Below are 13296 nucleotides of genomic sequence, written 5' to 3' on the forward strand. Positions count from 1 at the left end.
AGGCGCGCGTCGTTCCCGAATCCGGCGGGGTGTCGCGTGAGAGAGTCCGATGGCCCCATGTCGGGCAAACCAGCCATATCCCACGAATATCCCATGATTCTCGTTCGTCGCTCGGAAGGGTGTGGGGAATGACGGCCAAGCGCACGTTCGACGTGGTGGGCGGGCTCGCCCTCCTGGTCGCGCTGTCCCCTCTGCTCGCCGCCGTCGCCCTCTCGGTCGCCCTCGGCTCGACCACCCCCGGCCGGGGCGTGCTGCGCCGCCGCACGGTGGCAGGCTTGGAGGGAGAACCCTTCACGATGCTGACCTTCCGCACGAAGAGCCCGCTGGCCGCGCTGCCCCTCCTCGTGCACGTCGTCGGCGGCCGGATGTCGCTGGTCGGGCCGTGCCCGCTGACCCCGGGCCACCGCGAGTGCGTGGGCGAGGGACGCCGTCGACTCTCCGTGCGCCCCGGGCTCACCGGCCCGTGGCAGATCAGCGGCCGCTCGGACCTGCCGTGGGAGGAGCGCGAGCTGCTCGACCTCCACTATGTGGACCACCACTGGCTGGGGATGGATCTGACGATCCTGGCGCGTACGCTTCCAGCAGTCCGCAGGCGTCGCGCGGCAAGGTTTGCCTGAGCGACACAGATCACCGCGAGCGCCGCTACAGCACGGGGCCCCGAACGGGTAATCTCAGCACGGACTCCATAAGTTACCGCTTAGTAGGCCCGCCCGAGGAGCCCCTCATGCAACTCGCCGCGATCGTCGTGTCGATCGTCATCACGGTGGTGGCCGTCGCGCTGTTCGGCCGTGCCACCGTGCAGATCTACCGGTTCGTGCGCCTCGGCCAGCCCGTGCCCGCGGGCACGCGCACCGGCGACCCCACCCAGCGCACCATCACCCTGGTCAAGGAATTCCTCGGCCACACCCGGATGAACCGCTGGGGCATCGTCGGCTTCGCGCACTGGTTCGTCGCGGTGGGCTTCTTCTCGCTGCTCCTGACGATCGTGAACGCCTTCGGCCAGCTCTTCCAGGCCGACTGGCTGATCCCGATCATCGGCGACTGGCTGCCGTACGAGGTCTTCACCGAGTTCCTCGGCCTGATGACGGTCCTGGGCATCGTGACCCTCATCGTGATCCGGCAGCTCAGCAAGCCGACCAGGGCGGGCCGCAAGTCCCGCTTCGCCGGCTCGAAGACCGGCCAGGCGTACTTCGTCGAGGCCGTCATCCTGATCGTCGGCGTCTGCATCATGACGCTCCGCGCCCTCGAAGGCGTCCAGCACCACGTGACCGGCTGGGAGCCGGGCTTCTTCGCCTCGTACCCGCTGATCGCGCTGCTCGACGGCCTGGACCTGAGCACGATCCAGTACCTCACCTACTTCTTCGCGTGCCTCAAGATCGTCACGTCCTTCACCTGGATGATCACGGTCTCGCTGAACACGAACATGGGTGTCGCCTGGCACCGCTTCCTCGGCTTCCCGAACATCTGGTTCAAGCGGAACGCCGACGGCTCCACCGCCCTCGGCGCGCTCCAGCCGATGACCACGGCCGGCAAGGAGATCGACTGGGAGGACCCGGCCGAGGACGCCGTCTTCGGCGTCTCCCAGGTCGAGCAGTTCTCCTGGAAGGGCATCCTCGACTTCTCCACCTGCACCGAGTGCGGCCGCTGCCAGTCGCAGTGCCCCGCCTGGAACACCGGCAAGCCCCTCTCCCCCAAGCTCCTCATCATGTCGCTGCGCGACCACGCGCACGCCAAGGCGCCGTACCTGCTCGCGGGCGGCGGCAAGGACATGGAGGGCAACGAGAAGGCCACCGAGGAGCAGCTCAAGGACGTCCCCGCGTCGGCGATCGCCGAGGCCGAGCGCCCCCTCATCGGCACCGCCGAGGAGAACGGCGTCATCGACCCCGACGTCCTGTGGTCCTGCACCACCTGCGGCGCCTGCGTCGAGCAGTGCCCGGTCGACATCGAGCACATCGACCACATCGTCGACATGCGCCGCTACCAGGTGATGATCGAGAGCGCGTTCCCGTCCGAGGCGGGCACGATGCTCAAGAACCTGGAGAAGAAGGGCAACCCCTGGGGCCTGGCGAAGAAGCAGCGCGTCGAGTGGACCAAGGAGGTCGACTTCGAGGTCCCGATCGTCGGCAAGGACGTCGAAGACCTCTCCGAGTTCGACTACCTCTACTGGGTCGGCTGCGCCGGCGCCCTGGAGGACCGGGCCAAGAAGACCACCAAGGCCTTCGCGGAGCTCCTGCACATGGCGGGCGTCAAGTTCGCGATCATGGGCGGCGACGAGAAGTGCACCGGTGACTCCCCCCGCCGCCTGGGCAACGAGCCGCTGTTCCAGCAGCTCGCCCAGGAGAACGTCGCGATGCTGAACATGGCGTTCGGCGAGGACGACGAGGACGAGTCGACGAAGAAGCCGAAGTCGGCGAAGCGGATCGTCTCGACCTGCCCGCACTGCTTCAACACCATCGCCAACGAGTACCCGCAGCTCGGCGGCGAGTACGAGGTCATCCACCACACCCAGCTGCTCCAGCACCTCATCGACGAGGGCAAGCTGGTCCCGGTGACCCCGGTCGACGGTCTGATCACCTACCACGACCCGTGCTACCTGGGCCGCCACAACAAGGTCTACACGCCCCCGCGCGAGATCATGTCGGCCGTCCCCGGCCTGCGTCAGCAGGAGATGCACCGCCACAAGGAGCGCGGCTTCTGCTGCGGCGCCGGTGGCGCGCGGATGTGGATGGAGGAGCGGATCGGCAAGCGCATCAACAACGAGCGCGTCGAGGAGGCCCTGTCCCTCAACCCGGACATCGTCTCCACCGCCTGCCCGTTCTGCCTGGTCATGCTGACCGACTCGGTCAACGGCAAGAAGAACGAGGGCAAGGCCAAGGAGTCCGTCACGGTCGTCGACGTGGCCCAGCTGCTGCTCGAATCGGTGAAGACCCCGGTGGACCCGGAGCCGGAGCCGGCCGAGGAGCCGGAGCCGGAACCGGCTGCCTGAGCCCGATGTGAAAGGGCCGCCCCGCGCGTGAAGCGCGGGGCGGCCCTTTTCGTCGTGCCGGAGGCTCGCGTCAGGAGGCCTTCTGGCGACGCACTGCTCCACGAGCGTGCCCTGGACGTCGTAGACCCGGTCTCCGAAGCCACGAGTACGACATTGAGGCGATACGCCGGATTCGTCACAGCGACCGCAAGGCTGCCCGCCGACCGTGTCACGGCGGGGTCCGACCCTGGCCACCCCCTAGGGGATGTCACAGCTCAGTGGCAAGGACAGGTCCGGGGAGCGCCCGCACAGCGGAAGCGGGTACGTTCGACGACGTGGCTGGATTCAGGAACGGACGCGGCCGGGACAACCGCCCCCCGCACAATCAACCGCAGCAGGCGCCGTACGGGTACAACGCGGCCCCGCCGCCGTACCCGCAGCAGCAGTGGCAACAGCCACCGCAGGGGCACCAGGGGCAGCAGCAGGGCGGCGGTGGGCAGCCCTACGGGGAGCCGGAGTACTTCGGGGAGCCCTACGGCCAGCCGCAGCACCCGCACGCGGCGACGGCGAACAACCCGGGCCACACCCAGATGTTCAGCGTCGACGACCCCTACGCCAACGCCGCGCCCCACCACGCCGGCGCCGCCCCCGTACCGACGGGCCCGCGGCTCCCGTGGAAGCCCCTCCTGAGCGGCATCGTGCTCCGCCCTGCGGACACGTTCCTGCGGATGCGGGACCACGCCGTCTGGGGCCCGGCGCTGGTCGTCACCTTCCTGTACGGACTGCTCGCGATCTTCGGCTTCGACAAGGCGCGCGCCGAGGCGATCGACGCGACCCTGTCGACGGCGATCCCGTACGTCCTGATGACCGCCCTCGGCTTCGTCGTCGGCGGTCTGATCCTGGGCGCGGTGACGCACACGCTGGCGCGCCAGCTGGGCGGTGACGGGGCCTGGCAGCCGACGGTGGGCCTGTCCATGCTGATCATGTCGATCACGGACGCGCCGCGGCTGGTCTTCGCGCTCTTCCTGGGCGGCGAGAACGGCCTGGTCCAGGTGATCGGCTGGCTGACCTGGCTGGCGGCGGGAGCGCTCTTCACGATGATGGTGAGCCGTTCCCACGACCTGCCGTGGCCGAAGGCGCTGGGCGCGTCGGCGATCCAGCTGGTGGCGCTGCTGAGCCTGATCAAGCTCGGCACGCTCTGACGGACGGGAACGAGACGCGAAGAGGCCCCCACCGGTGCGGTGGGGGCCTCTTCGCGCGCTGCGCCGGGGATCAGGCGTCGAGGACCTGGCCCTCGCGCTTGACGACGGGCGGCTCGACCGACCAGGGGAAGTTGATCCACTCGTCGGTCTTCTTCCACACGTACTCGCACTTCACGAGGGAGTGGGACTTCTCGTAGATGACGGCGGAGCGGACCTCGGCGACGTGGTCGACGCAGAAGTCGTGGACGAGCTTGAGGGTCTTGCCGGTGTCGGCGACGTCGTCGGTGATGAGCACCTTCTTGTCGCTGAAGTCGATCGCGTCGGGCACGGGCGCCAGCATGACCGGCATCTCCAGCGTGGTGCCCACACCGGTGTAGAACTCCACGTTCACGAGGTGGATGTTCTTGCAGTCGAGGGCGTAGGCCAGACCGCCGGCGACGAAGACGCCGCCACGGGCGATGGAGAGCACGATGTCGGGCTCGTAGCCGTCGTCGGCGATGGTCTGCGCCAGCTCACGCACGGCGCGCCCGAAACCCTCGTACGTCAGGTTCTCGCGTACTTCACTCATGCCTGCGACCGCCTCACACCTGGGTCCGATGGAAGTTCATGAACGAGCGGGAGGCCGTCGGTCCCCGCTGGCCCTGGTACCGGGAGCCGTACCGCTCGCTGCCGTACGGGAACTCGGCGGGCGTGCTCAGCCGGAACATGCACAGCTGCCCGATCTTCATGCCCGGCCAGAGCTTGATCGGCAGGGTGGCGAGGTTCGACAGCTCCAGGGTCACGTGCCCGGAGAAGCCGGGGTCGATGAACCCGGCGGTGGAGTGCGTGACCAGCCCGAGCCGGCCGAGGGAGCTCTTGCCCTCCAGCCGCGACGCGATGTCGTCGGGGAGGCTGATGACCTCGTAGGTCGAGGCGAGCACGAACTCGCCGGGGTGGAGGATGAACGCCTCGTCGCCCTCGGGCTCGACCTCACGGGTCAGGTCGAGCTGCTCGACCGCGGGGTCGATGTGGGGGTAGCGGTGGTTCTCGAACACCCGGAAGAAGCGGTCAAGCCTCACGTCGATGCTCGAGGGCTGCACCATGGATTCGTCGTACGGGTCGATGCGCACCCGTCCGGCATCGATCTCGGCCCGGATGTCCTTGTCTGAGAGAAGCACGCCCCCACGATACGCAGAGGGCGCGGACCTGCCCCAATCGGCAGGCGTCCGCGCCCCGCCACTCGTCAGCGCCGCCCGGTCTCCACCGGCACCGCGTGCCGCAGCCGCGCACACCTAGGACACCGGATGAGCCGTCCTGGCCCGATCCGCCCGGTCCCGAGCTGCTGAAGCGGGAACGAGGCGGTACTGAACACATGCCCTTCGGCACAACGGACGACGGTGCGCTCCATCGGACCCATCAAGTCCCTTCCCCTACACATGTGGTGGACGGGAAGCCACATTAGGGGATCAACGGGACACCCTCCACGCGGCACTCCGCACGCGCGAAGGCATGAACTTCGCCTCAAGTGGCGCATGGGGTACAGTGTGCAACGATGCGGCACCGTTCATCAGGCCGCTGTGCGGATGTAGTTTAATGGTAGAACATGAGCTTCCCAAGCTTATAGCGCGGGTTCGATTCCCGTCATCCGCTCTTGAACGAAGCCCCAGGTCAGCGACCTGGGGCTTCGTCGTTGTCCGGAGCGCCGGCTTCGCCGTCCTCGGTGACGAGGTGAGGTCGAAGCGCACCCACGCGCCCTCGAGCAGAATGCGCTCGGCGCACCGTGGACCGCCGAGCGGTGAACGAGCACCTCGCTCCCGTCCTCACGCGCGGTACCCCGGGCACCAGCCGGCACGGGCCGGTCCGTTGGCCCACGGCACAGGCTTTGGCCGCCTACCATGCCGACGCTAAGGTGAGGCGCCGTACTCGGCGGATCGCTTCCCTGAGGGAAGACCGCTCCCCTGAGGGAGGTGGGAATGGGGCTCATGGACGCGGACCACGCGGGGCTGGTCGTCGCGGCGCAGGCCGGTGACGACCGGGCGCGCGAGGAGCTGATCGCGGCGTACCTGCCGTTGCTCTACAACATCGTCGGGCGAGCGCTGAGCGGACACGCCGACGCCGACGACGTCGTCCAGGAGACCTTGCTGCGCGTGGTGCGCGACCTGCCTGCCCTGCGTGCCCCGGAGAGCTTCCGGTCCTGGCTGGTGTCGATCACGCTGCGCCAGATCAATACCCACTGGCACCGGCAACGCACCTTCGCCGGCCGGACCACGGTCATCGACGAGGCACGCCAGATACCGGACGCCGGGGCCGAACCCGAGGACGTCACGATCCTGCGTCTGCATCTGTCGGACGAGCGCCGGCAGGCCGTCGAAGCCGGCCGGTGGCTCGACGAGGACCAGCGGGCGCTGCTGTCGCTGTGGTGGCAAGAACGCGCCGGCTCGCTGAGCCGTGACGACATCGCCGCCGCGACGGGACTCACCGTCGCCCACGTCGGAGTACGCCTGCAACGCATGCGCGAGCAGTTGGAACTGAGCCGGGCGATCGTCGCCGCGCTGGAGGCCGACCCGCGCTGTCCGCAGCTGAACGAGACCGTCGCCGGCTGGGACGGTCTCCCCGCATCGGTGTGGCGCAAGCGGATCGCGCGGCACACCCGCGGCTGCCCGGTCTGCATGGCGACGACGACAGAACGGGTTCCGGCCGAACTACTGCTCCTCAGCCTCGCGCCGCTGGCCGTCCCTGCCGGTCTCGTCGCCGCGCTGGCCGCCAAGGGCCTGCTGTCGGGTACGGCCGCGAGCGCCGCCGGGCTGGCCACGGCACACGCCGCCGTCGGCACGGCGACGGCGGGAGGCGGTCTCCACAGCGCCCTGATCGGCAAACTCCACGCGGTGACCGCTCACCAGCTGGTGAGCCTCGCCACCGGCGCGGCGCTCATCGCCGGGACCGCCACCTACGCGACCTGGCCCGAACCGGCGCATCGGGAGCCCGGGGTCATCTCCACTCCTACGGTCGGCAACCCCACGGTCGGCACTCCCACGCCGATCCCGTCGCGCACCACCACGTCGGCCGAACCGTCCCCGGTGAGTCCGTCCGCCTCCGCAGGCACTGTTCCGCTGGGCGCACAGTCGCTGGAGTCCGTGGACCAGCCCGCCCTGTACCTCACGTACGCCGACGACTTCGCGACGCTCGGCCGAGTCTCCGCGTCCAGCAGCGCGCGGACACGCCAGCGGGTCACCTTCACGGTCATCGGCGGGCTGGCCGACACACGGTGCGTCACCTTCCGCGCCGCCGACGGCCGGTATCTGCGCCATCGTGACCTGCGGCTGCGGCTGAGCAGCGACGACGGCAGCGAGCTGTTCCGTGAAGACGCCACCTTCTGTCCGCGCCCGGGGGCGGTCGCCGGGTCGGTGACCCTGCACGCGCACAACTATCCGGGATCGGTCATCCGCCACCGCGACGGTGGCGTCTGGCTCGATGGGTCCGACGGCACTCGGACCTTCGCCAGCCAGGCTTCCTTCATCCTGCGCAGGTCCTGGGCCTGAGAACCGCTCCTTGAGCATGTGATCCAGCTTCGGTCCGTATTCATCGACGGCTGCCGCCATTCCGAAAACCTTCACTGGTCATCAGGGCGGCGCGCCCTTTCCACAGCGACGACCAGACCGCGGGGCTTGGCATAACGCTTTCTGCCCGCGAGATGCATCACTGAGCAATCGTCCGGACGGCGCGACTTTTCCGTTACGAGACCGCGAGTGCGGAAGCCTCCATTGCATGGGGTGCTCTTCCCGCCGCTCACCAAGACGGGCAGGCGTGGCGGGTTCCCCGATATCCCCCTTTGACGTATCCCCGGAAGAAAGCCCCTCCCATGACTCGACACGCCCCCACGATCACGGCACCCAGGGTGACCCGCGACCCCCGAGGAGAATCATGAAGGGCCTGCACCGGCTCAGCCGGCGTCGCCGAACAGTGGCAATAGGACTGTCGGCCGCGACGGTGGTGGCCGGTGTCGTGACGCTCCTCCCCAGCTCCGCCGGAGCCGCGAACCTGGGTACGCAGGCGGCCCCCTCGGGCAGGTACTTCGGCACCGCTGTGGCCGCCGGCAGGCTCGGCGACTCGGCGTACACCGCGATCGCCGACCGGGAGTTCAACATGATCACCCCGGAGAACGAGATGAAGTGGGACGCCGTCGAGCCGTCCCGCGGCAACTTCAACTTCGGCCCCGCCGACCGGATCGTCGACCGTGCGAAGGCGAACGGCCAGCGCGTGCGCGGCCACACCACGGTCTGGCACTCGCAGCTCCCGGCCTGGGTCGGCTCGATCGGCGACGCGAACACGCTGCGCAGCGTGATGAACGGCCACATCACCACCACGATGACCCACTTCAAGGGAAAGATCTACGCGTGGGACGTGGTCAACGAGGCATTCGCCGACGGCCCCGGCGGCCAGCTCCGTAGCTCGGTGTTCCAGAAGGTCCTGGGCAACGGCTTCATCGAGGAGGCGTTCCGCACCGCCCGTGCGGCCGACTCCTCGGCCAAGCTCTGTTACAACGACTACAACATCGAGAACTGGTCGGACGCCAAGACCCAGGGCGTCTACAGAATGGTCAAGGACTTCAAGTCCCGCGGCGTTCCCATCGACTGCGTCGGGCTCCAGAGCCACTTCGGAGCGGGCGGCCAGCCAGCGAGCTTCAAGACCACCCTGGCCAACTTCGCCGCCCTGGGCGTCGATGTCCAGATCACCGAGCTGGACATCGCCCAGGCATCGCCCACCCACTACGCCGACGCGGTCAAAGCCTGTCTGTCCGTGGCCCGTTGCACCGGCATCACGGTGTGGGGCGTTCGTGACAGCGACTCCTGGCGCAGCGGCGAAAGCCCGCTCCTGTTCGACAACAACGGCAAGCCCAAGCCCGCGTACGCCGCCGTCATGAGTGCCCTCAACTCCGGCCCGGGTACCACCCCGAGCAAGCCGTCCGACGGTACTGGTACCAGCACGGGGGAGATCAAGGGCGTGGCCTCCGGCCGCTGTATCGACATCCCCGCCTCCACCACCGCCAACGGCACCCTGGCGCAGCTGTGGGACTGTAGCGGCCAGGCCAACCAGCGCTGGACCCACACCGCCGGCAAGCAGCTGAAGATCCACGGCGACAAGTGCCTGGACGCCAAGAGCAAGGGCACCACCAACGGCACCGCGGTGGTCATCTGGGACTGCAACGGCGGCACCAACCAGCAGTGGAACATCAACACCAACGGCACGATCACCGGCGTCCAGTCCGGGCTGTGCCTCGACGCCGTCGGCGCGGCCACCGCCAACGGCACCAAGATCCAGCTGCACGCCTGTGGGGGCGTCGGCAACCAGAAGTGGACCGCCCCGTCCGGATCGGGCGGCGGCACGTGCGCGCTTCCGTCGACGTACAAGTGGAATTCGACGGGTGCCCTGGCGCAGCCTGCGAACGGGTGGGCCTCGCTGAAGGACTTCACCACCGTGGTGCACAACGGCAAGCACCTGGTCTACGGGTCGAACTTCAACGGATCGAAGTACGGCTCGATGACGTTCAGCCCCTTCACCAACTGGTCGGACATGGCGTCCGCCGGACAGAAGGCGATGAACCAGCCCGCGGTCGCGCCCACGCTGTTCTACTTCGCGCCCAAGAAGATCTGGGTCCTCGCGTACCAGTGGGGCCAGTGGCCCTTCATCTACCGCACGTCGAGCGACCCCACCAACCGCGACGGCTGGTCCGCGCCGCAGCCGCTGTTCACCGGCAGCATCCCCCGCACCGACTCCCCCACCGGCCCGATCGACCAGACCCTGATCGCCGACGACCAGAACATGTACCTGCTCTTCGCCGGTGACAACGGCAAGATCTACCGGGCGAGCATGCCGATCGGGAACTTCCCGGGCAACTTCGGCTCGTCGTACACGACGGTCATGAGCGATACGGAAGCCAACCTGTTCGAGGCGCCGCAGGTCTACAAGGTCCAGGGCCAGAACCAGTACCTCATGATCGTTGAGGCGAAGGGTGCGAACGGGCGCTACTTCCGCTCGTTCACGGCCTCCAGCCTGAGCGGTTCCTGGACCCCCCAGGCCGCCGACGAAAGCAACCCCTTCGCGGGCAAGGCCAACAGCGGTGCCACCTGGACCAACGACATCAGCCACGGTGACCTGGTCCGCAACAACCCCGACCAGACCATGACCATCGACCCCTGCAACCTGCAGTTCCTCTACCAGGGTAAGTCCCCCACCGCCGGCGGCCCCTACGACCAACTGCCGTACCGGCCCGGTGTCCTCACCCTGCAGCGCTGACTGCCCGATCCACGGTGATACGCAAGGAGAAACAACCCCCCATGAAGAACCCCACGAACGGTGGGCGCCGCGGGCGTCACCGCCGTCGCTGGACCGCGACCGGACTGCTGCTCGGTGTGCCCGCCGTCCTCGTTCCGTATCTTCTGTTCGTGCAGGATGACTCGCAGGCCGCGACGGTCGACGGCAATGCCTACTACCGGCTGGTTTCCGTAGGCAGCGGCAAGGCGCTGGACGTCAACGCCTTCTCCACCGCCGACGGCACCCGCATCCAGCAGTGGACCGACCAGAACACCGCCAACCAGCAGTGGAAGCTGCGACCCACCGGGGACGGCTACTACGAGCTGGTGAACCGCAACAGCGGCAAAGTGCTGGGCATAGCGGGCGATTCGACCGCCCAGGCCGCCGCCGCCGAGCAGCAGACCGACAGCGCCTCCGCCTCCCAGGAGTGGCGGATCGACGAGGTGAGCGGTTCCGACGCGGTCACCTTCACCTCCCGCAGGAGCGGCCAGGTCCTGGACGTCTCCGGAGGCTCCACGGCCAATGGCGCGGTGGTCATCCAGTACCCCGGCAAGGGCAGCACCAACCAGCAGTGGAAGCTGGTGAAGACGGCCGAGTCCCCGGCGGCCGGGACCGGACCGTATGTGTGGAGCAACGCCCAGGTCGTGGGCGGCGGTTACGTCACCGGGCTGGTGTTCAACCCGCGTGAGAAGGGCCTGCTGTACGCGCGCACAGACATGGGCGGCGCCTACCGCTGGGACACCGCGGCCGAGCAGTGGATCCCGCTGACCGACTGGGTCGGCGAGAAGGACTGGAACCTGCTGGGCATCGATTCGCTGGCCACCGACCCCGTCGACCCCAAGCGGCTCTACCTCGGGGCGGGCACCTACACCAACGATTGGGCGGGCAACGGCGCGATCCTGCGCTCCACCGACAAGGGCCGCACCTTCAAGCGCACCAACCTGCCCTTCAAGCTGGGCGGCAACGAGGACGGCCGCGGGGCGGGCGAGCGGCTGGTGGTCGACCCCGCGAACAACGCCAACCTGCTCCTCGGCACCCGCAAGAACGGCCTGTGGCGCAGCACCGACCACGGCGTCACATGGAGCCAGGTCTCCTCGTTCCCCGTCAAGGACGGGGCGAGCAGCGGCGGCGGCATCTCCTTCGTGACGTACGGCCCGGCCGGCAGCAAGACGGTCTACGTCGGCGTCGCCGACAGATCCACCTCCCTGTACCGCTCCACCGACGGCGGCAGCACCTGGCAGGCCGTCTCCGGGCAGCCCGCCGGCCAGATGCCGCAGCACGGCGTGCTCTCCGGTGACGGATCGCTGTACCTGACGTACACCAACAATCTCGGACCCAACGGCGTGACGGCGGGTTCGGTGTGGAAGTACACGCCGGGCAGCGGGGCGTGGAAGAACATCTCCCCGTCCCAGGGAAGTTACGGCTTCTCCGGTCTGGCGGTCGACCCGCGCAAGCCGTCCACGGTCATGGTCACCACCCTCGGCCGCTGGTGGCCCGAGGACGAGATCTACCGGACCACCGACGGCGGTTCGAACTGGAAGGCACTGGCCGACAAGTCGGTGCGGGACGCCTCCGGCGCTCCTTACGTCGGCACTCACACCGGGCACTGGATGACCGCCCTGGCCATCGATCCCTTCGACTCCGGGCACGTGCTGTACGGCACCGGCAACGGCATCCTGCGCAGCAAGGACGCCAATGCCTCCGACAGCGGCGGCACCAGCCACTGGAGCATGGGTGCCCGAGGGCTGGAGGAGACCGCGCTGCTGGACGCGATCGCCCCTCCCGGCGGCGCCACCGTCATCACCTCCATGGGCGACCAGGGCGGCTTCCGGCACGACTCCCTGACCAAGGTGCCCTCCGGGCGGCTGAAGAACCCGTTGATGACCAACAGCACCGACATCGACTTCGCCCAGTCCAAGCCCTCGATGATGGTCCGCGTCGGCCGTGGCGGCGAGCAGGACGGCGCCTACTCCACCGACGGCGGCAGCAACTGGACCGGATTCAAGGCGGAGCCTGTGGCCGGTGCCCGGGACGGCCGTATCGCGCTATCGGCGGACGGCTCCACCATCGTCTGGACCGAGGCCGGTCAGGCCCCGTACCGCTCGACCGACAACGGGGCGAGCTGGTCGAGGGTCAACGGCCTGGGCAACGACGCCGCAGTCGTCGCCGACCGCTCCTCGGCCAGGACCTTCTACTCCCTGTCCGGCGGCACGCTCTACGCCAGCACCGACGGCGGCGCGACCTTCACCGCCCGCGCCGGCAACCTGCCCACCGGCCGGCTCACGGCCGTCCCCGGCATCGCCGGGGACCTGTGGATCGCCGGCGCTGACAAGGGGCTGCTGCACTCCACCGACGGCGGCCGCACCTTCACCACGCTCACGACGGTGCAGTCCGCCTCCGCCCTCGGCTTCGGCAAGGCCGCGCCGGGCGCCTCCTACCAGGCCCTGTACCTGATCGGTACCGTCAAGGACGTCACCGGCGTCTTCCGCTCCACCGACAAGGGCACCACCTGGCTCCGCGTCAACGACGACGCCCACCAGTGGGGCAGCATCGGCGGCGTCGGCGTCATCGCAGGCGACCCCGACACCTACGGGCGTGTCTACGTCGGCACCAACGGACGCGGTCTCCAGTACGGCGACCCGTCCTGACCCCAGCACACCCGAGCGGGGCCGCAGGCACAACTGCCTGCGGCCCCGCCATGGCTGAGGGAAGACGCCTCCCCGCCCCCTCGACGGGACGCCGTGCCACAACGTGCCAGTAGGGGCGGTAAACAGCGGTCAGCAAGGGGCCCTGCGAAGCATCCAGGACGAGGCCATCCGCGCACGTTCCTGCAGGTCA

General features: G+C 68.7%; 8 protein-coding genes and 1 tRNA gene. 7 read left to right on the forward strand and 2 right to left on the reverse strand.

The window, feature by feature from the left end:
• Positions 1 to 128 precede the first annotated feature (128 nt).
• The 3 genes from OG514_RS11685 to OG514_RS11695 all read left to right on the forward strand — a co-directional run bounded on the left by OG514_RS11685 (position 129) and on the right by OG514_RS11695 (position 4167).
• Positions 129 to 617 (forward strand): sugar transferase, encoded by a 489-nt coding sequence (locus tag OG514_RS11685; RefSeq protein ID WP_266893637.1) that lies wholly within the window; start codon positions 129 to 131, stop codon positions 615 to 617.
• Positions 618 to 724: 107 nt separating this feature from the next.
• Positions 725 to 2986 (forward strand): (Fe-S)-binding protein, encoded by a 2262-nt coding sequence (locus OG514_RS11690; protein ID WP_266893639.1) that lies wholly within the window; start codon positions 725 to 727, stop codon positions 2984 to 2986.
• 314 nt (positions 2987 to 3300) lie between these two features.
• Complete coding sequence (locus OG514_RS11695; protein ID WP_266893641.1) at positions 3301 to 4167, forward strand: Yip1 family protein; 867 nt, start codon at positions 3301 to 3303, stop codon at positions 4165 to 4167.
• A gap of 70 nt (positions 4168 to 4237) precedes the next feature.
• On the opposite strand, the gene OG514_RS11700 is transcribed toward OG514_RS11695, so the two are convergent.
• Positions 4238 to 4735 (reverse strand): phosphoribosyltransferase, encoded by a 498-nt coding sequence (locus tag OG514_RS11700; protein ID WP_030323619.1) that lies wholly within the window; start codon positions 4733 to 4735, stop codon positions 4238 to 4240.
• Positions 4736 to 4748: 13 nt separating this feature from the next.
• Positions 4749 to 5324: a dCTP deaminase gene (gene dcd, locus OG514_RS11705; RefSeq protein ID WP_125747087.1), complete on the reverse strand. Its 576-nt coding sequence runs from the start codon at positions 5322 to 5324 to the stop codon at positions 4749 to 4751.
• Positions 5325 to 5725: 401 nt separating this feature from the next.
• Between dcd and OG514_RS11710 the strand changes: the two genes are divergently transcribed.
• The 4 genes from OG514_RS11710 to OG514_RS11725 all read left to right on the forward strand — a co-directional run bounded on the left by OG514_RS11710 (position 5726) and on the right by OG514_RS11725 (position 13106).
• Positions 5726 to 5796: transfer RNA gene (locus OG514_RS11710), tRNA-Gly, on the forward strand.
• 323 nt (positions 5797 to 6119) lie between these two features.
• Positions 6120 to 7685, forward strand: a complete 1566-nt coding sequence (locus OG514_RS11715; RefSeq protein ID WP_266893650.1) for a sigma-70 family RNA polymerase sigma factor — start codon at positions 6120 to 6122, stop codon at positions 7683 to 7685.
• 382 nt (positions 7686 to 8067) lie between these two features.
• On the forward strand, positions 8068 to 10440 hold the full coding sequence (locus tag OG514_RS11720) for a non-reducing end alpha-L-arabinofuranosidase family hydrolase (RefSeq protein ID WP_266893652.1): 2373 nt from the start codon (positions 8068 to 8070) through the stop codon (positions 10438 to 10440).
• Between the two features lie 41 nt (positions 10441 to 10481).
• Entirely contained in the window at positions 10482 to 13106 is a 2625-nt protein-coding gene (locus tag OG514_RS11725) for an RICIN domain-containing protein (protein ID WP_266893654.1), read from the forward strand.
• Positions 13107 to 13296: the final 190 nt, after the last annotated feature.

The organism is Streptomyces sp. NBC_00572 (assembly GCF_026341815.1).
Classification (GTDB): Bacteria; Actinomycetota; Actinomycetes; order Streptomycetales; family Streptomycetaceae; genus Streptomyces.

Coding starts and splice junctions, on each gene's coding strand:
- OG514_RS11685 (WP_266893637.1), top strand. CDS start 129: ATGACGGCCAAGCGCACGTTCGACGTGGTGGGCGGGCTCGCCCTCCTG.
- OG514_RS11690 (WP_266893639.1), top strand. CDS start 725: ATGCAACTCGCCGCGATCGTCGTGTCGATCGTCATCACGGTGGTGGCC.
- OG514_RS11700 (WP_030323619.1), bottom strand. CDS start 4,735: ATGAGTGAAGTACGCGAGAACCTGACGTACGAGGGTTTCGGGCGCGCC.
- OG514_RS11715 (WP_266893650.1), top strand. CDS start 6,120: ATGGGGCTCATGGACGCGGACCACGCGGGGCTGGTCGTCGCGGCGCAG.
- OG514_RS11720 (WP_266893652.1), top strand. CDS start 8,068: ATGAAGGGCCTGCACCGGCTCAGCCGGCGTCGCCGAACAGTGGCAATA.
- OG514_RS11725 (WP_266893654.1), top strand. CDS start 10,482: ATGAAGAACCCCACGAACGGTGGGCGCCGCGGGCGTCACCGCCGTCGC.